Origin of the sequence: Paenibacillus sp. FSL H7-0756 (assembly GCF_038006765.1) — a bacterium.
Taxonomy (GTDB): domain Bacteria; phylum Bacillota; class Bacilli; order Paenibacillales; family Paenibacillaceae; genus Paenibacillus_AQ.
In genome coordinates this window covers 2,009,714-2,027,883 of record NZ_JBBOVT010000002.1, presented here as the reverse complement: position 1 = coordinate 2,027,883, position 18,170 = coordinate 2,009,714, and the positions used below count along the sequence as shown (strand labels likewise).

19 protein-coding genes and 1 other RNA gene are annotated in these 18,170 nt (G+C 52.9%); 14 read left to right on the top strand and 6 right to left on the bottom strand.

Annotation, left to right across the window (positions count from 1 at the left end):
- Nucleotides 1-178: 178 nt before the first annotated feature.
- The gene (locus NST04_RS25415; protein WP_341186695.1) at nucleotides 179-1,846 is read left to right on the top strand and encodes a DEAD/DEAH box helicase; all 1,668 of its coding nucleotides are present in this window, start codon (nucleotides 179-181) and stop codon (nucleotides 1,844-1,846) included.
- A 74-nt stretch (nucleotides 1,847-1,920) separates the two neighbouring features.
- Here NST04_RS25415 and NST04_RS25410 read toward each other — a convergent pair whose 3' ends face one another.
- Nucleotides 1,921-2,016: a hypothetical protein gene (locus NST04_RS25410; RefSeq protein WP_036702210.1), complete on the bottom strand. Its 96-nt coding sequence runs from the start codon at nucleotides 2,014-2,016 to the stop codon at nucleotides 1,921-1,923.
- A 179-nt stretch (nucleotides 2,017-2,195) separates the two neighbouring features.
- Between NST04_RS25410 and NST04_RS25405 the strand changes: the two genes are divergently transcribed.
- The 3 genes from NST04_RS25405 (at nucleotide 2,196) to NST04_RS25395 (ending at nucleotide 3,884) form a co-directional block, all read left to right on the top strand.
- Nucleotides 2,196-3,050, top strand: a complete 855-nt coding sequence (locus NST04_RS25405) for a YesL family protein (RefSeq protein ID WP_341186694.1) — start codon at nucleotides 2,196-2,198, stop codon at nucleotides 3,048-3,050.
- A 104-nt stretch (nucleotides 3,051-3,154) separates the two neighbouring features.
- Nucleotides 3,155-3,346, top strand: a non-coding RNA gene (gene ssrS, locus NST04_RS25400) — 6S RNA.
- A 148-nt stretch (nucleotides 3,347-3,494) separates the two neighbouring features.
- Nucleotides 3,495-3,884: a DUF1499 domain-containing protein gene (locus NST04_RS25395; RefSeq protein ID WP_036725209.1), complete on the top strand. Its 390-nt coding sequence runs from the start codon at nucleotides 3,495-3,497 to the stop codon at nucleotides 3,882-3,884.
- A 197-nt stretch (nucleotides 3,885-4,081) separates the two neighbouring features.
- On the opposite strand, the gene tpx is transcribed toward NST04_RS25395, so the two are convergent.
- A complete protein-coding gene (tpx, locus tag NST04_RS25390) occupies nucleotides 4,082-4,600 on the bottom strand; it encodes a thiol peroxidase (protein WP_341186693.1) in 519 nt (172 codons plus the stop codon).
- A gap of 113 nt (nucleotides 4,601-4,713) precedes the next feature.
- Here tpx and NST04_RS25385 point away from each other — a divergent pair, with 113 nt between their 5' ends.
- Both NST04_RS25385 and NST04_RS25380 read left to right on the top strand, forming a co-directional pair.
- Nucleotides 4,714-5,340 carry a rhomboid family intramembrane serine protease gene (locus NST04_RS25385; protein ID WP_341186692.1) on the top strand — a complete coding sequence of 209 codons (627 nt, stop codon included), beginning with the start codon at nucleotides 4,714-4,716 and terminating at the stop codon, nucleotides 5,338-5,340.
- Nucleotides 5,341-5,354: 14 nt separating this feature from the next.
- Nucleotides 5,355-6,272 (top strand): LysR family transcriptional regulator, encoded by a 918-nt coding sequence (locus NST04_RS25380; protein WP_341186691.1) that lies wholly within the window; start codon nucleotides 5,355-5,357, stop codon nucleotides 6,270-6,272.
- A gap of 35 nt (nucleotides 6,273-6,307) precedes the next feature.
- Here the strand turns inward: NST04_RS25380 and NST04_RS25375 are convergent, their stop codons facing one another.
- Entirely contained in the window at nucleotides 6,308-6,985 is a 678-nt protein-coding gene (locus tag NST04_RS25375) for a zinc metallopeptidase (RefSeq protein ID WP_445667944.1), read from the bottom strand.
- A 34-nt stretch (nucleotides 6,986-7,019) separates the two neighbouring features.
- Nucleotides 7,020-7,451: a MerR family transcriptional regulator gene (locus tag NST04_RS25370; RefSeq protein ID WP_036702199.1), complete on the bottom strand. Its 432-nt coding sequence runs from the start codon at nucleotides 7,449-7,451 to the stop codon at nucleotides 7,020-7,022.
- 559 nt (nucleotides 7,452-8,010) lie between these two features.
- On the opposite strand from NST04_RS25370, the gene NST04_RS25365 reads away from it, so the two are divergent.
- From NST04_RS25365 to NST04_RS25350, 4 genes are all read left to right on the top strand, one after another.
- A complete protein-coding gene (locus tag NST04_RS25365; protein WP_076078435.1) occupies nucleotides 8,011-9,405 on the top strand; it encodes an ammonium transporter in 1,395 nt (464 codons plus the stop codon).
- A 39-nt stretch (nucleotides 9,406-9,444) separates the two neighbouring features.
- The gene (locus NST04_RS25360; RefSeq protein WP_341186839.1) at nucleotides 9,445-10,518 is read left to right on the top strand and encodes a DUF294 nucleotidyltransferase-like domain-containing protein; all 1,074 of its coding nucleotides are present in this window, start codon (nucleotides 9,445-9,447) and stop codon (nucleotides 10,516-10,518) included.
- Nucleotides 10,515-11,264, top strand: coding sequence for an exonuclease domain-containing protein (locus tag NST04_RS25355; RefSeq protein WP_209874255.1), 750 nt, complete (start codon nucleotides 10,515-10,517; stop codon nucleotides 11,262-11,264). The genes NST04_RS25360 and NST04_RS25355 overlap by 4 nt, the downstream gene beginning before the upstream one ends.
- A gap of 373 nt (nucleotides 11,265-11,637) precedes the next feature.
- Nucleotides 11,638-12,198, top strand: a complete 561-nt coding sequence (locus tag NST04_RS25350; protein WP_036725194.1) for a TlpA family protein disulfide reductase — start codon at nucleotides 11,638-11,640, stop codon at nucleotides 12,196-12,198.
- Between the two features lie 95 nt (nucleotides 12,199-12,293).
- Here the strand turns inward: NST04_RS25350 and cimA are convergent, their stop codons facing one another.
- A complete protein-coding gene (cimA, locus tag NST04_RS25345) occupies nucleotides 12,294-13,913 on the bottom strand; it encodes a citramalate synthase (RefSeq protein ID WP_341186690.1) in 1,620 nt (539 codons plus the stop codon).
- Nucleotides 13,914-14,108: 195 nt separating this feature from the next.
- Here cimA and NST04_RS25340 point away from each other — a divergent pair, with 195 nt between their 5' ends.
- The 3 genes from NST04_RS25340 to NST04_RS25330 all read left to right on the top strand — a co-directional run bounded on the left by NST04_RS25340 (nucleotide 14,109) and on the right by NST04_RS25330 (nucleotide 17,368).
- Nucleotides 14,109-15,401 (top strand): DNA polymerase IV, encoded by a 1,293-nt coding sequence (locus NST04_RS25340; protein ID WP_341186689.1) that lies wholly within the window; start codon nucleotides 14,109-14,111, stop codon nucleotides 15,399-15,401.
- Nucleotides 15,402-15,560: 159 nt separating this feature from the next.
- Entirely contained in the window at nucleotides 15,561-15,803 is a 243-nt protein-coding gene (locus tag NST04_RS25335; RefSeq protein WP_341186688.1) for a ferredoxin, read from the top strand.
- A 137-nt stretch (nucleotides 15,804-15,940) separates the two neighbouring features.
- The gene (locus NST04_RS25330) at nucleotides 15,941-17,368 is read left to right on the top strand and encodes a L,D-transpeptidase family protein (protein WP_341186687.1); all 1,428 of its coding nucleotides are present in this window, start codon (nucleotides 15,941-15,943) and stop codon (nucleotides 17,366-17,368) included.
- On the opposite strand, the gene NST04_RS25325 is transcribed toward NST04_RS25330, so the two are convergent.
- On the bottom strand, nucleotides 17,365-17,502 hold the full coding sequence (locus NST04_RS25325; protein WP_341186686.1) for a hypothetical protein: 138 nt from the start codon (nucleotides 17,500-17,502) through the stop codon (nucleotides 17,365-17,367). The two genes, NST04_RS25330 and NST04_RS25325, sit on opposite strands and share 4 nt — an antisense overlap.
- A 244-nt stretch (nucleotides 17,503-17,746) precedes the next feature.
- Between NST04_RS25325 and NST04_RS25320 the strand changes: the two genes are divergently transcribed.
- Nucleotides 17,747-18,151 carry a hypothetical protein gene (locus NST04_RS25320; RefSeq protein ID WP_341186685.1) on the top strand — a complete coding sequence of 135 codons (405 nt, stop codon included), beginning with the start codon at nucleotides 17,747-17,749 and terminating at the stop codon, nucleotides 18,149-18,151.
- Nucleotides 18,152-18,170 lie beyond the last annotated feature (19 nt).

Sequence of the window (18,170 nt, the reverse complement as noted above, 5' to 3'; positions counted from 1 at the left end):
AAGCTGCAATTGTCAGGTGTAAGTAGTGGCCTGATCATAGGACATTTTTTTGTCCCAATACGCGCTAAACCATGCAGGAAATACGGCATGATTGGACAGCCTATAAATGTGTTTACCGCTACTTAAGAATACAGACAAGCATGTGGAATGTCCACTGTATAGAAGGAGCATGAATAATTTGAAAACATTCGCAGAATTCGGCTTGGAGCCAAAAGTACTTCAAGCAATCACAGAGCTAGGATTTGAGGAAGCAACACCCATTCAGGAGCAGGCTATCCCGCTTGCTATGGCCGGATCGGATCTTATCGGACAGGCACAGACGGGTACAGGTAAGACCGCAGCCTTCGGGATCCCCCTCATCTCCAAGATCGCAAGAGAAGAAGAGAAGATTCTGGCACTGATAATGACGCCAACACGTGAGCTTGCCATCCAGGTTGCTGAAGAGATCGGTAAGTTGACCCGCTTCAAAGGACTTCGTTCACTGGCCATCTACGGCGGGCAGGATATCGGCCGCCAGATCCGCGGACTGAAGAGAAAACCACAGATTATCATTGGTACACCGGGACGCCTCCTGGACCATATCAACCGCAAGACCATCCGCCTGGATGATGTTCAGACGATCGTACTGGATGAAGCCGATGAAATGCTTGACATGGGCTTCATGGAGGATATCCAGACTATCCTCAAGCTCGTTCCTGAAGAACGTCAGACCATGCTCTTCTCGGCTACTATGCCTCCTAACATCCAACGCCTTGCCCAGCAGTTCCTGAAGAACCCGCAGCATGTATCCGTAATTCCTAAGCAGATTAGCGCACCGCTTATCGACCAGGCTTACATTGAAGTGCCTGAACGCCAGAAGTTCGAAGCGCTTAGCCGCTTGATTGACATGGAATCGCCTGATCTGGCGATTGTATTCGGCCGTACGAAGCGCCGGGTAGACGAGCTTGCTGAAGGCTTGCAGAAGCGCGGCTATTCCGCTGACGGCCTGCATGGCGACTTGTCGCAGAATCAGCGTGACGCTGTAATGCGCAAATTCCGCGATGGCAGCATTGATGTACTGGTAGCTACAGACGTAGCTGCACGCGGCCTGGACGTATCCGGCGTAACGCATGTAATCAACTTTGACCTTCCGCAGGACCCTGAGAGCTATGTACACCGTATCGGCCGTACTGGCCGCGCCGGCAAAGAAGGAACGGCATGGTCCTTCGTAACTCCGCGTGAGATTGACCATTTGCACCTGATCGAACGTGTTACCCGTCACCGCATTACCCGCAAACCGCTTCCTACAATGGCTGAGGCTATTGAAGGCAAGCAGCGCATTACTGCTGAACGTTTGCTGGCTATGGTTGAGACTGGTGAACTGAATGAATACAAAGGTATTGCCATTCAATTGCTGGAGCAATATGATTCTGTACAGCTGCTGTCCGCAGCGATGAAGCTTCTTACCGGCGACAACAAGGATGCGCAAATTGAATTGACTCCTGAAGATCCGATCCGTGCCAAGCGCCGCGGCGGCAAGAACGATATCCGCAGCGGGCGTAAGCCTAGCGGCGGATATGGCGGCAACCGTTCCGGTTCCGGTTCTAGCTCCGGTGGCGGCTATCGCGGTAACCGGGACAATGCAAGCGGCGGCGGATATCGCGGAAATCGTGACAATGCCAGCAGCGGCGGAAGCACCCGTGGCGGCTATAGCAGCGGCTATGGCGGCAACAGCGGAAGCGGCAGCAGCTACGGCGGCGGCTACAAAGGCAACCGTGATGGAGCGAGCCGTAACACAGACGGAAGATCATCCTCGCGTCCGAGCAGCACAAGCACCCGTCCGGCCAAGCAGGATTTTGACGCTTAAGCCATAACAGAACACCTTGAAGAAGACGAGCAACCGTTACCGGTTCCCCGTCTTCTTTTTTACTGCGGATTCGCTTAGATGAAAGTGCGGCTGATAATGACCAGCAGGATGAAGAGTACGAGAATTGTTCCAGTGGAAGTCCAGGGATTGCAGCAGCCAGGTGCGGACATGAGGTCAACCTCCTTTGAGCATGGGGGATTTGTTGTGGTTACAATGTAATATATGGACGTATTGCAGAGCTTGCTTAGACCCTTACCTAGAACTTGTAAACTTGGGCGCTGGAAAAGTCCAGTACAAACAGGTATAGTTAAGATACGCAGTATGCACAAGATAGACAGGAGGAAGGGAATTGGAGTTTAAAGGAGCAATGGGCGGTATATACCGCATCACGGAATGGATCTCACGCATCGCCTTCAGCAATATTTTATGGGCATTGTGTTCGATACCGTTCCTGTTCGCAGGAATTATGAAGATCCTCATGCTGGGTTCAGGAGCAGGCGGACCAAATGAGCAGATTATGCTGAACTGGGTACTTGGTGTATTCGCGCCATTCACTGTATTTCCGGCGACGTCGGCGTTATTTACAGTGGTGCGCAAATGGGTAATGGGCAATACCGATGTAAGTACATTCCGCACTTTTTTTCAGGGGTACAAAGAGAATTATCTGAAAAGCATGCTGGGAGGGCTTATCTACACCCTGCTGTTTGTCGTGATGTACGTTGATGTGACCGTATACATGACACAAATGCCGAATTTCAAGATCGTTGGTATCCTGATGCTGGTGCTGATGATTATTTTGTTCGTATCGATGTTTAACTTCTTCTCCATCGTGGTTCACTACCAGATGACGTTCAAGGAAGTGGTAACCAATTCGATTCTGCTCACGATCGCCCGGCCGATCCGTGTGTTCTCGACTTTGATTGGTTCAGGCGTTCTTCTCTATATAGGTCTGCGGTATCCGGTGCTCTACGTGATTTGTATTCCTACGCTGATCGCTATGCTTGCCTTCTTTAATTTCTTCGCTACATACAATAAGCTGCAGCTACAGGTGGAGAAAAAGAAGCTGGCTGAAGAACAGGCCGCACTGGAAGCGGCTGAGAATGAAGGTCTTGCTTCCGATGACGACGATGATGACGATGATGATGAAGACGAGGATGAAGACGACAGAGATAAGGACACTGGTAAGGATTTCAAGCGGACTTAACATTCCTTTGATCATCCGGGCGGTATTGTCAACGGAAAATGATCCCGGTGTTAAATAAAGCGTATACAGGTTTACTTTTTCGTCAAAACGCACTATAATGTTTATAAATCCTGCGATGTACGTTATGGTTGCTCGTTGTTTTGAACCAATGATAATGTCTTGGGAGATCTACATGAAGCGCGGCTGAACAGCCCTGTCTATATGACCTGGGGAATTCAAAAACGACTTCTGCGGTCACCCACCTGCTCTAGCAGGTTCAGAAGACACTGCAGCCGGACGGCATAGGCGGGTTTTCTAATGGAATTGACAAGGCACCCTGTTACCTGCTCACTGCGGGTAGAGGGTGCCTTTTTCAAGGTTAAAGTGAGCAATGCCCTTTTGTTCCGCGGACAAGAGTGTTACACTTAAGGTAGTGAACTTGGGATTTGAAGAGGGGGAAGAATTTTGTCGTTGAAAAGAACCTTGGTCGGTTTATTTCGCAGTCATGACGGAACAAGCGACCGTGCCAAAGATCCGGCATTGAAAACGCGTTATTACAATCTTTCAAGAGACAAGGCGTGGGATGAAGTCTCCGCAACACTGAAGAAAATTCCTGGATATAAGGTCTTGCATGAAGTGCAGTCTGTAGGGGAGATTACCCTGGAGAAAAGAACGGCGTTAGGCCGCTCGCTGGATATTACCGTATCTGTGCTAAGCACCACGCCCGTACGCTGTGCCGTAGATATATATTCAGCATCCAGAGGGTCGCTTGGCGATCTGGGTGCCAATTACCGTGTCATTCAGCGTTTGTACCAGTCTCTGGATAAGAAGCTGGGCAAATATAAGGTGGATTAAGGACAAGTATCCGGGCATGTTTTGCCGGGATTGTATGCGGTTTCCGGGGCGGCGGGACAGCCTGCTCGTGGCGCGAATATCCTTATTGATCATCATACGCAAAAAGCGGAGAAGGATGACCTTCTGCCGCTTTTTTTCAAAAATGAACATTTATAGCTATGAATGCTGTAAAACATATCAGTGCTGTCCGTTCCAGCTTACAGTAGAGCTTTAACTGCGGAAACTGCCGCTTCGTAGTCCGGATGCTCAGCCATTTCACCGAGATACTCGACATAAGCCAAAGTGTCGTTCTTGTCTACAACGAAGATGGAGCGCATGTCGAGGCGGAATTCCTTGATCAGGACGCCGTAGGCTTGTCCGAAGGAAGTCTCCTTGTGGTCGGACAGGGTGATTACACTGTCGATGCCTGCGGCACCGCACCAGCGGGCTTGGGCAAAAGGAAGGTCAGTGCTGATGGTGAGGATGACTACATCATCGCCAAGACCGGCAGCCTCGCTGTTGAAACGGCGGGTCTGCGCATCGCACACACCGGTATCCAGGGAAGGTACAACGCTGATCAGCTTGATTTTGCCAGCGTAATCTGTAAGAGTAACATCTTCCAGGAGATTCTTGCTAACCGTGAATTGCGGCGCGGGATCTCCGGCTTTCAGCTGCGGGCCTACCAGAGTGATGGGGTTGCCCTTAAATGTGGCTACGCCTGTTCTTTCTTGCGTCATGTCCTTGTTTCCTCCTTGAATTGCATTATTGGCATGTACCTGCCAGAATAAATTATAATCTTTTTAGAAGCTGGATGTCGAGCTTGGACAACATACATAAAAGGATGGGTGTTATGATTTTTATAAGGTATGAGAAGTGGAGAAGTTATCTCCGGTATTACCCTGTAACCTGTGCGCTGATTCTGACCAACGTGGTTATGTTCATCGTGCTGTCCCTGAATGGCGGCTCTACCAACCTGTACACGCTTGTGAAGTATGGGGCTACGGTCAATGTGGGCGCTGAAACGGATGAGCTGTGGCGCTGCGTGACGGCGATGTTCCTGCACAACGGCTTCGCCCATTTGTTCTTCAACAGCTTCTCGCTGCTTGTGTTCGCCCCGCCGCTGGAGCGGCTGATGGGATGGTGGCGTTATGCGCTGCTGTATCTGGGCGGCGGCTTCATTGCTAATCTGCTGTGGGTTCTTATAAGCAGCCGCGGGAATGTGGAGATCGGAATTGTCTCTGTAGGGGCCTCGGGGGCGATCTACGCCGTCTATGGCGCATTCCTCTATATTGCGGTGCTTCAGAGAGCAATGATGGATGAGGGCTCGCGCAAGACGCTCTACGGACTTCTGGTGATGGGGATTATCATGTCCTTTGCTGCTCCAAGTATCAACTATATTGCTCATATCGGCGGCCTGATCGCCGGATTCTTCATCTATGGGCTAATCATCCGTGTATTCAAACGAAACCGGCGATAAGGAAGGGTGTAATCGTGGAGCTTAGACAGCTGCAGTATTTTCTGAAGGTTGCCCAGAAGGAACATGTCACCAGAGCGGCGGAGGAGCTGCATGTCGCACAATCTGCAGTGAGCCGCCAGATTCATCAGCTGGAGCAGGAGCTGGGGGTGGATCTGTTCATGCAGAAGGGGAGAAACCTGCAGCTTACGCCTGTCGGGCAGCTCTTTTGCAAAAGAGTGGAGTCGGTTCTGAATGAACTCGACCGGTCTGTGGCGGAGGTGCATGAATTCCTTGACCCGGAACGCGGTGAGATCCGCATCGGCTTCCCGCATAGCCTCGGGACCCATCTGATTCCTTCGATTGTGGCGGCATTCCGCCGGCATTATCCCCATGTGAAATTCCGCTTCAAGCAGGGGGCCTATCCTTCCTTAATCAAGGATGTTATCTCTGGAGAAGTGGATCTGGCATTCATCTCGCCGTTCCCTGAGAATGTGGGACATGTGGCCGGAGATATCGTCATGACCGAGGAATTGTTCGCCATTCTGCCGCAGAATCATCCGCTTGCCAGCGAAGAAGTAATCCGGCTGGAGCAGCTGCGGGACGAGAAGTTCGTATTATTCAGCCAAGGCTACTCGCTGCGGCCGATTGTGTGGCAGGCCTGCCTGGCGGCAGGGTTCAAGCCGCAGATTGCTTTTGAAGGCGGGGAGACCGATACGATCCGTGGTCTGGTAGCCGCCGGGATGGGGGTAAGCCTGCTGCCGGAGATGGCGCTCTACCAGACCAACCCGATGCAGCCTGCGCAGGTCCGGGTGGTGGAGCCTACGATTACCAGAACCGTGGGGCTGATTCACCGGGCAGAAGGTAAGCTCCCGCTGGTCGCCCAGTCCTTCCGTAACTTCCTGCTTACCTATTTCAAAGACAGACACACAGACAATACCCCGGTCGGCTCATAGCCTACCGGGGTATTGTCTGTCTAGTCATATAGATCTTAATCGCGGTTGCCGAGGAACATCAGGATCAGGCGGATCAGTTCGATCAGGGATACCAGCGCTGCTGCAACATAGGTTAGCGCTGCGGCATTCAGGACCTTGGCGACGCCGCGCTCTTCATCGTTGCGGATGAAGCCCTGCTGTAACATAATCGTGCGCGCACGGCTGCTGGCGTTGAATTCGACAGGCAGTGTGACCAGCTGGAAGGCAACTGCGGCAGAGAAGAAGATTATGCCGAGTCCAATAAGATTGAACGAGCTGAAGATGAAGCCTGCAAGCAGCATGAAGGGGGCGACCCCGGAGGCAAAGTTCACGACCGGGAACATCCGGTGGCGAAGCGCCAGCATCGGATAATGCTCCTTGTGCTGAATCGCATGGCCGATCTCGTGACAAGCGACGGAGACCGCTGCGATGGAGCTTTCATAATATACAGGCTCCGACAGCCGCACAACGCGGTTAATCGGGTCATAGTGGTCTGTGAGGGTTCCTGGAACCGGTTCAATGGGAACATCGTAGAGTCCATTGGCATCCAACATACGCCGGGCTGCTTCGTAACCCGTTAAGCCGTTCATGTTCGGTACCTTGGCCCATTTCTTGAAATTGCCCTTGACCCTGAACTGGGCCCATAGCGAGAAGATAAAAGCGACAGCTAACAATACATACATTAGTGGCATCATAGGTGCTCATTCCTCCATTATAAATTACAAGCTGTTACATTGGCGGCCCCTGGGTCAGCAGAAGCCGGATCGCTTCCATACAGGCGACGCCCTGAGGAATCAGTGCGGCCAGTGCACGGTTGGCCTGGCCAGGCTTCAAACCGCTTATCACGGGCTCCAGGGCCTTGACTTCCCGTTCAAGCTGCTGCATCTGAAGCTCAAGCTGGACCAGCTTGCCGGAGACCTCAGCCTCAGGTGTGGCTGCATTCCACTTGCCCATCAGGGATTTGATTTCTTCCAATGTATATTTCTCTTGCTTAAGCTGATTAATACGTTGCAGAATGACTAAGGTTTCATGACTGTAGAGCCGGTAATTCTTCATGCTCCTGGATTCAGGTGTAATCAGTCCAAGCTTCGTATAATAATCAATGGTACGTTCACTGATACCGGCCGCCTTGGCCAGCTCTCCGATCCGGTAAAGGGTCATATCTCCAAGTTATCTCACCTCACTATATGCTGCTTAAAATAATCATATCAAATTGGAAACCGTACAGTCAAACGTGATGCTTACTTTAAAGTATATGCTGACTTTTCATAAAGATACTTGGGAGATGAATGAACCGGAAGTGCCTTGGAGTGGATGAAGTTGTGATTAACATGACACGATATGTAATATATATATTCGGATAGTCCAGCAGGAAATCATCCGTATTGCAAAAAGCAGAGAGTGGTGCAGGGAGCAATCAAGGGATAATAAAAGGCATGTTTACTAATAGACGTTAATAAAAATACAATGTGATGCCAAGGAAAAAGCTATGTTGTCTGTATGCGTTTGCATAATTGGTGCGTAAGGACGTGTGCTAATCTTGCGGGTTACCGGTAATCGCACTCGGGAGTGCTCCTTAAGTGAAGAATGGCACAGCTTCCAAAATTAAATTAAAACATTCGAAAAAATAGTCTTGTCAATTTACCTGACTTCTGATTATAATGACATTAAGAGTTTCACGCTTTGTTAGAAAATATAACATTGGGGAGTGGGGTACAATATGAAAAAAAAGATGTTGATGATGTTCCTGGGTATGATTACACTGATGATCTATCCGGTCAGCGCCTTCGCAGCTGAGGGTCCGGCAGCACCGGATCTGCAGATCGGACTAGACACTGCATTTACGTTCCTGGCATTTATCCTTGTATTCTTCATGCAATCAGGATTCGCATTACTTGAGGCCGGTTCGGTCCGGATGAAGAATGCCGGTCACGTGGCCGGTAAGACGGTACTGACACTGGCAATTGCAAGCTTGTGCTTCTGGGCACTGGGCTTTGGCCTTGGCTTCGGTAACGGCAACAGCTTCTTCGGAACTACAGGTTTCTTCTACGGCGGCGATTCAACAGCCTCTGCATTCGAATCCCTGGCCTTCTCCGATGTTACCTTAAATACGAAATTCCTGTTCCAAATGGCATTTGCAGCAGTCTCCCTGGCGATTGTATCCGGTGGTATGGCTGAACGTGCTAAGCTTAGCGTATATATTATCTTCGGAATTCTCTTCTCGGTTGTGATTTATCCGGTTGTAGCTCACTGGGTATGGGGCGGCGGCTGGTTGGCAGAGCTGAGCATGCAGGATTATGCAGGTTCTACAGTTGTCCATCTTACAGGTGCGACGGCGGCAGTAGTGGCGACCATTCTTCTCAAGCCACGTCTTGGCAAATTCAACAAAGAAGGCAAGCCGGTCATTATTCCGGGGCATAACCAGGTATTCACTGTCCTTGGTGTGATCATTCTCTGGTTCGGCTGGTTCGGCTTCAACCCAGGCAGCGCGTTGTCCCCTATGGGCGGATTCTTCGGACATGTAGCGCTGACTACTAACATTGCAGCGGCGGCAGGCGGTTTGGCAGCTCTGGCAGCTTCCTGGCTGTACTTCGGCAAATCTGATATTCCGGCAATGCTTAACGGCGTACTGGCAGCCCTGGTTGCCATCACAGGTGCCTGTGCCTTCGTAGAGCCTTGGGCAGCCATCGTTATCGGTCTCATTGCCGGTGCCTTCACCTTCATGACTTCGCAGTGGCTGGAGCGTGCAGGACTGGATGATCCGATCTATGCTTTCTCTGTACACGGTATCGCCGGTATGTGGGGTGCGTTGTCCACAGGTCTCTTCGCAGCACCAGATCTTATTGAACAAGGTGCACTTGTAGGTAAAGCAGGTCTCTTCTACGGCGGCGGCTTCCATCAGCTCGGCGTGCAGGCGCTGGGTGTAGTCGGAACCTTCGTATTCGTAGCCGTGATGTCCTTCGTCATCCTGTATGTGATGAAGATGGTTATGGGTATCCGTGTAACAGAAGAAGAAGAATTGATGGGTCTGGATATCAGTGAGCACGGTACTTACGGTTATCCTGAGCAAATGAAGCTGATCAGTGAATCAGAATCCAAAACCCTCAAACACTAATATCTATACTCAGGCAGGGAGGCGGACCGAGTGGCTTCGATGGAGGCAGCAGATTGGAACAAAGAAGAAAGTTACTTGTCCATCGTAACAGCCGGTTCGCCGGAGGAGCTCAAGAGGAGACGTACCGCTTGTCAACAAGTGCTGCTGGAGCAGCTCGGCGTGATTCCCGTTCAGGAATGGATGCACCGGGTCAATGCGATGCATGACCAGCTTGCCCGGACCGCGGTACGGATATGTGAGGCGCAGATGAAGGAGGCGGGCTACGGCCTGCCTCCCTGCGCCTATTCCTTTATTGTTTTCGGGAGTGCGGGCCGGCAGGAAGCTACACTGTGGAGCGATCAGGATAACGGCCTGATTGTCGAGGAAGCGCTGGAGGGTGAACGGAAAAGGTATTTCGAAGCTTTTGGCAGCATGCTGTCGGATGTGCTTGAGGCGATTGGCTATGAGAAGTGTGAGGGCAGGGTCATGTGCTCTGAGCCGCTCTGGCGGAAGTCACTGGCAGACTGGAGGCTCCAGCTGGCAGACTGGATGGAGCAACTCGAATGGGAGCCTGTGAGGTACCTGATTATAGCTTCGGATATGCGGCATGTAGCGGGAAGTGAGGCGCTGTCTGCGCAGTGGCGGGAAGCCCTGCATAACGGATTCACGGATAACAGTAAATTGACGTTGGCAGTACTGCGCAATACGGTGCGCCACAAGGCAACGCTGAATCTGCTGGGGCAGGTGCTCACGGAGCGGTTCGGTGATAATGCAGGCGGCTTCGATGTCAAATATGGCCTCTACATTCCGCTTGTCAATATTGTCAGGCACTTGTCGCTGCTGCATGGAATCGAAGCATCTTCGACACTGAAGCGGCTGGATGAGCTGGCTAAGCTGGAGCAGTATCAGCATCTGGAAGAAATCAGGCGGGCTTGTCTGACAGCGCTCAGGATGCGGGTGAACACGCCGTTTACGGTGACGGACGGCCTGCTCGTGAGCAGTGATTATTATGCGGAGAATGATTTGAAGAATAAGCAGCTCCGGGCGGAGCTGCGGGAAAGCCTGCTGCTGATCAGACGCCTGCATAAGGCGCTGCAGCGGCAGCTCCGGTCAGCGGAAAGGAGACAGCTATGAAGGAGCCGAGCAAAGGCGGAGGATTCTGGAATAATCTGCGGCAAGGCGGAATGCCCTCTGCCATCGCTTCCATGAGGGGCGGAGAATCGGCGCAGCAGACAGCCCAGCAAATGGCCTTTATCCGTTCTCTGATGCGCGAGAAGCGGCGTCCCGAGGTGTTGCATACTCCGCTGTCTGAACTGGAGACGGTAATATTCGATCTGGAGACTACAGGCTTCTCCCACCAGGGTGGGGACGAGATTATGTCCATTGGGGCGATCCGGGTAGTAGGCGAAGAGATCAAGGCAGAGGAATGCTTCTATACACTGGTGAACTGCGGGGCAACGATTCCTGACAATATTACGAGACTGACCGGAATCTCAGCCGAGATGACCTCCTCTGCTCCGCCGCTGATGGATGGCCTGCATAACTTCATGTCCTTCGTCGGGCAGCGGGTGCTGGTGGCGCACGGGAGCGCCCATGATAAGGCGTTCCTGAACGCTGCCTTATGGAAGACCTCCAAGGTCCAGTTAACCCACCGGGTGCTGGATACGATGATGCTGGCCCGTTGGCTGGAGCCGCACCGCAGCAATTACACGCTGGATGAGCTGCTGGCGATCCATGAGATTCCTATTGAGGGCCGCCATCATGCGCTGGAGGATGCCAAGATGACGGCGAAGCTGTGGGTAGCTTACATCCGCCAGATCTTACAAAAGAATCAGGTAGATACGCTAGGCGACTTGTACGCCTATCTAAGCAGGACCTGAGGGATATTGTGTAAGACTATCCGGATTGCAGTGCAAAGCGAGGAGTCATAAAGGTATTTCAGGAAGGCGGCGGGTCAGGCGCTACGTTGCGTATCGGCCTTAGGCCAATACACATGCCACCCGCTGCGGCAGCGCCAGCAGCTGTCCGCAGGTCTCCTGCGGCAGCCGGGCAGCAGAAGCTTCCCCAGCCTTTGCTGTACGGAAGAGTCCGGTCTGAACACCCGGGGGCTTCCCTGGCCGCTGTCAGCTTTACCCCTCTCTCTTCATGGGATTTCGTCTTTGACGGAATCCTCTTTTTTTATGATAACGTTTGAAACTGGAGCAAGTGGGGGTACAATAGAGAAAAATCCTCCATGTAAAGGATCTGAACTCTATGAAAGCAGTCCATAAACGGAATGTAACGATTCTGGCCTTGATTGTTTTTCTGGCCGTTCTTGCCATAGAACATAAAGTGAAATCGGAGCCAAAGGCGGTTGCAGTCCTGCAGCAGACGGCGGAACCGGAGACTGGTGCATCCGCCGGACTCAAAGCGCCTCCTTTTACAGTGCAGGAAGGGGATAAGCAATATGGGGTCGATGGGGCGAGGGAGAAGCCGGTCATTCTTAACTTCTGGGCCTCCTGGTGTGATCCTTGCCGGCAGGAAGCTCCTGAACTGAATAAGCTGGCTATGAAGTACAGCAAGGTGCTGGATGTATACGGAATTAACGTGACCAGCCAGGATTACAAGCCTAATGCGGAACGCTTCGTCAAGAAGTACATGCTGACCTTCCCGGTGATGTATGATCTGAAGGGCCAGATCTTCGACAAGTATAACGGGGCGGTGTTTCCGACCAACGTGTTGATTGATAAGAACGGGGTCATCAGCGAGATTATCCTGGGGGTCCTGAGCGCAGAGGAATTGGAGAAAAAGATTATTGCGCTGACCGGCTCCTAGCACAGGCAATCAGCTGCATGGTGAAAAGCCCTCCTGCGCGGAGAAAGTTCCGCATCGGAGGGCTTTTTGGAGTGCATCGAGCGAAGCCAAGGAGATCAGTGATTGACCAGACCTCTCGGTTCACTGCTGGCCGGAATGCCCTGGTCCAGTGAGATCTGTCCCAGAAGGGCATAGCGCATGGAATCGACCAGCGCCTCCCAGCTCGCTTCGATCACGTTGCTGGATACGCCTACGGTGTTCCAGGTGTCGCTGTAGTCCTTGGATTCAATCAGCACGCGTACCTTCGCGGCCGTCTGATCCTGCTCATCCAGCACACGGACCTTATAGTCGGAGAGGTGCATGTCTTTAAGCTGCGGGAAGTAGGTCTGCAGTGCCTTACGCAGCGCATTATCCAGTGCGTTGACCGGTCCGTTGCCTTCGGCGGCCGTGTACAGGCTCTCGCCGCCCACCTTCAGCTTGACGAAGGCTTCGGAGACGACAGGGCGGCCGGCGGTTTTCTCAACCAGCATCTTGAACGATTCGAAGGTGAACAGCTCGTTCATCTCGCCGGTTGCTTCCCGGAGCAGCAATTCAAGCGAAGCATCCGCGCCTTCGAACTGGTACCCCTGATGTTCAAGATTCTTGATCTTATCAATCACCTTGCGCGCCTGCTCGCTGCTTGGATCAAGGCTGAGTCCCATGTCCTGCGCCTTGGACAGCACATTGCTCTGACCGGCAAGCTCGGAGACCAGGACACGCTGCTTATTGCCTACCAGCTCAGGGGCGATATGCTCGTACGTCCGTGAATCGCGCAAAATGGCGGATACGTGGATGCCGCCCTTGTGGGCGAAAGCGGCTGTGCCGACATAAGGCTGATTCACCGGCATGTTCACGTTGGCGACCTCACTGATGAACCGGGCTGTATTGGTTAACTGCGGCAGAGAATCGCCAGGGATGCAGTGATAGCCCATCTTCAGCTGCAGTGTTGGAATGATGGAACACAGATTGGCATTGCCGCAGCGCTCGCCGTAGCCGTTAATGGTCCCCTGGACCTGCCGGGCACCGGCGCCGATTGCGCTTAGGGTGTTGGCAACCGCAAGCTCACAATCGTTGTGTGTATGAATACCGAGCGATGCTTCCGGGAGCATCACACCGATGCTTGTCACAATATCATGAATCTCATGCGGCAGGGTGCCGCCGTTCGTATCGCACATCACCAGCCAGTCTGCTCCGGCCTCGCGGGCACGGGTGAGAACGGCAGCGGCGTATTCAGGATTGTTCTTGAAGCCGTCGAAGAAATGCTCTGCATCGAAAATGACCTCAAGCCCCTTGCGCTTCAGATAAGAGATGGAATCGCCGATCATGGCCAGGTTCTCTTCCAGAGTGGTCTGCAGGGCAGTATGAACATGGAAATCCCACGATTTGCCCACCAGGGTAGCCGCCGGAACGCCAGCGTTAATCATCCGCTGCAGCCCCTCGTCCTGCTCAGTCACCGTGTTCTTGCGCCGGGTGCTGCCGAATGCGGTAATTTTGGCATTCAGATGAAGCTCCTGGACTCTTTTGAAAAACTCGATATCCTTGTTGTTGCTGCCCGGATTGCCGCCTTCAATATAATGGACACCCAGATCGTCGAGTTTCCTGGCAATCTTCAGCTTGTCATCCGCCGACAGACTGATCCCCTCGCCTTGTGTTCCGTCGCGCAGGGTAGTATCGAAGATGGAGATAGACTTAGACATGAGTGTCCTCCTAAAAGTGTTATTAGCCTTCGCATAGGAAATTAATTTTTATATTATAGCATTTTTACGCGGGAAAGTAACAAAGAACTTTTCACTGCGCTGTCACAAGCGGCTCTCTGGCAAGTTGACCTCCCGCCGGGGTAGAGGTATGCTGACAATAACAATGGAACCCCGAAAGATAAGAAGGTGGATACCATGCAGAGTGTGGATCAATATTATCCGGCAAGCGGCAGGGTTATTCTGCATGTGGATATGAATGCCTTTTATTGCTCTGTGCATGAGGCGGAAGATCCGGAGCAATATAAAGGTGAGGCGACAGCGGTGGCTGGCAGTGTGGAGGCTAGAAGGGGGATTATCGTCACCTGCTCCTACGCCGCGCGCAGGCTGGGCATCTCCACTGGTATGCAGGTGCAGAAGGCGCTGCGGATTTGTCCGTCTTTAATGCTTATTAAGCCGGATTTCCATCTATACCGCAAGTACTCGAATGCTTTTATGCAAATTGCCTACAGCTATACCCCCTTGCTCGAAGCGGTCTCTATAGATGAATGCTATCTCGATATCACCGGCTCCCGTCAATTCGGTACCCCGCTGGAGATTGCCGAGGCGCTGCAGCGGCGCATTATGGAGGAGCTGGGTCTGCCTTGCTCCATCGGGATTGCCCCCAACAAGCTGCTGGCGAAGATCGCTTCTGATCTGAAGAAGCCCAGCGGTATCTCCGTGCTGCGGCTGCGCGATGTGCCGTCCGTGCTGTGGGACAAGCCGTGCAATGAGATGTTCGGCATTGGCGGCAAGACGGCCGAGAAGCTGCGCAAGCTGGGCATCTACAGCATCGGACAGCTGGCGGCCGCAGACGAGGCGATGCTGGTCGGCCATTTCGGCGTCATGGGTGCCTGGCTGAAGCGGGCGGGGAACGGGATTGATCACGGGATCGTGAATCCGGAGCGGGAGCAGAGCAAATCCATCGGCCATACAACCACGCTGCCGCATGATGTAGTAGGCTTGGCTGAGGCGCGCCCGATTCTGCTGAACCTAAGCGATCAGGTCGCGCGGAGGCTGAGGAAGCAGGGGCTGGTTGCAGCGGGGGTACAGCTGACGATCCGCACGCCGGATATGAAGACGATTACCCGCTCCCGCCAGCTTGAGGCTCCCACGGAGAGCGCCGAGGACATCTATAAGGTGGCATGCGACCAGTTCGCGCGCCACTGGAAGGGTGACAAGCCGGTGCGGCTGCTGGGGGTAACGCTCCAGGGGCTGATACCCAAAGAGGAGTCGGCCATTCAGCTGGACCTGTTCGACTACGAACGGCAGCCGAAAAAGGAATCGCTCAATAAGGCGATGGATATGCTGCGCAACAAGTTCGGCGAGAATGCGGTGCTGACCGCAGGGATGCTGAGCGACAGCCACTCTGCGCGGCTGCGTAATCATAAGGAGCGGGGCACCTCGCTGCAGAAGGACAATCTGGGCGGCGCAGATAAGGATATAGACTGAGATAAGGGCCGTCATCACCTGCTGGGAGCCCCCCTGAGAATGAGGCAATAATGTCAACACATTGAAAATTCATTGAAATTGTATCCTATTTATATTAATATGAGAAAAATAACAGGCTGCGACTGCAGGCTGTATAGTTAAGCGGGAGGCAGAGAAAAAATGGCTAAGTACACTTGGGTCGAGAAGGACACATGCATCGCTTGTGGTGCTTGTGGCGCGACGGCCCCTGATATTTTTGATTACGATGATGAAGGTTTGGCAGAAGTGATCTATGAGAACGACGGCAACCACGGTGATGTAGTGATTCCGGACGACTTGTTCGATGACCTGCAGGATTCAGCTGACGGATGCCCTACAGACTCCATTAAGATTGCAGATGCACCTTTCAACAAAGAGGGCTAAGCTACTGCCGTCTAACATAAAGACATCTCCGGTCCGCAATAAATGCGGCTTGAGGTGTCTTTTTTTGCATCTTTTGCCGATATACAATAGAAGGCAGATACGAATACGTAACCATACCACCAATAGTGGAGGCCAACATGAAGAATGCTCAGCATCTAAAAGCCTATGTACAGATGCATCCGGATAATAAGATGGCATGGTACTTGCTTGGTAAGGAATACTATAAGAACGGCCAGTATGGAAAAGCGAATTACTGCTACAATCAGGCCGGGGAAGTGTATGAGGCATTTGAACGCAGCAAGGTGCCGGCGGAAATGCTGCAGCAGTACGAGGAAGGGCTGCTGGAATCGGCCCGGGAACGGCAGACCGCTAGACTCAAGAAGCGCCGGGTGCTGCTGGCTCTAATGCTGCTGCTGCTCATGCTTATTCCGGCTGCCGTCGCACCGGGAATTCAGCCGGAGAGAGCGGGCACCGCTGCGCCAGCCGCGAATATCTCAGCTGTGCTGCCGCCGGAGAGCGCCGAAGAGACACCGGTAAGTCCGCAAGAACCGGCAAGTCTGGATTTCACGGCGGTAGCGGCGGATGCTGCTGCGGGGGGCGGGGGCCTGGCAGCCATCCTGAAGTCGGCAAAGACGCCTTCCGCCACCGCATTGCTCGGTATGAAGCGCTCGGGCAAATGGCTGCTCTGGAAGAAAGGGTTGCCGCTGGAGGCTACCCTTGCCAAGAGCGGAGAAGGGCGTATAGTTTATCAGTCCTATAATCAGGCAGCGTGCGCATGCCAGCCGCCGGATCCGGCGGAGCTTAAGCAGCAGGGACTGAACTGGCAGAAGCAGCAGGAGGAGCTCGCTGTGCTCTGGAGTGCGCTGCGTACGTACAAGAACAGCAAAGGGGCTTATCCCGAAGCGGTACAGGAATTAGTGAAGCCGTTCCCGGCGAACGTGCTGGGCGGCATCACCCCGCTGATGAAGGAAGCCTTCGCACCGCTGCGCAGTGCCGCACGGGGAGAGGCGCCGCTGCTCTCTGCATCTCCACAGCCGTCAGGAGGCCAAGAAGCAGGTACTCCGGGGCAAGAGCAGACAGGCGGACGTCCGGCGGCGGGGCCGGGGGAGAAGCTTTTTTTCAAACAACCGCTTGCTATCATTGTTGATAAGCAAAACTACCGTCTGGCGGTCACCAGCGGCAATGTAATTCTGCGGAATTATCCTGTGGGACTCGGCGGAGATAAGACACCTGAAGGAGAGTTCTTCATTAAGGATAAGGTCGTGAACCCGAACGGGCGCGATAACGGGGAATTCGGCAGCCGGGGCATGCAGCTCTCGGACAGTAATTATGCAATTCACGGGACGAATGAGCCGGATAGCATCGGCAAGGATGAGTCGCTGGGGTGTATCCGGATGAGCCGGAAGGATGTGGAGGAGCTGTTCGCGATGGTGCCGATGGGCACGAAGGTTCAGATTAGTCAAGGGGTTCTGCCTGAGGAGCTGGTCGTACCGGAGGAACGTTTCCCTTCGGATTCGCCCCGTAATCAGACCAACCCCCATAAAGTGTACCATTGGCTGAACTAATTCCCGACAAAGATAAATAAAACGGCGATAAGCGCAATCAGCAGTATCAGACTGGCGCTGATCCACAGAATCGCTTTGCGGTTCACTTCTTCTTTTTTCTGCTGGAGTGTAGGAGGCTTACGTTTGGTTGACATTAGGTCGCCCTTCTTTCTCTCTTAGTCTGTGATAACCCTTACATGTGAGGATTGCCGGCGGTGCATTGAACTTGTGCCCGCTCCTCTATTCTAGTCTGGATGAAAAGACAAGTCTAGCTGCAATCTCTTGCGGCAGGACTGGATCAACGGAGCCATAGTCTATACAGAGGAATAACGGCTGGAGTATCATAAGGAAAGTTTCATGCTGGAGCGTGAAGAACACAGAAGCAGGAGTGATGCTGCCATGGCAAGCAGATCCAAAAGCGAAATTCCGGTGCTGCTATACCGCTATGCAGGTCCCCGGAGGAATATAGGATTCACCTTTTCCCGGTATAATTTGAACATGGAAGAGGGCGGGAGTGCACACGCAGAGATGCTGTTTATCTATGAAGAGGACTTTGAGTATCTTAAGCCTGCGATTAACAAGGTGTTCCCTGTAACCAATCCCTTTACTGGAGAAGAGCAGACATCGCTGGACCCTTGCTGGGAGAATCCTATTCCGAAGAGCTTGTGGGAGTCCATCTTGTCTGAGCTTGAGCAGCAGCGGGATAGTAACTCTGAACTACAAGATTTCCTGAACCCGTTCATAAGCTGGGCAAGGAATCACCTGCGGACTGCGGACGGAATTGAAATTACGGGGAATCTGTGAGAATTGGCGGCGGCGGCAA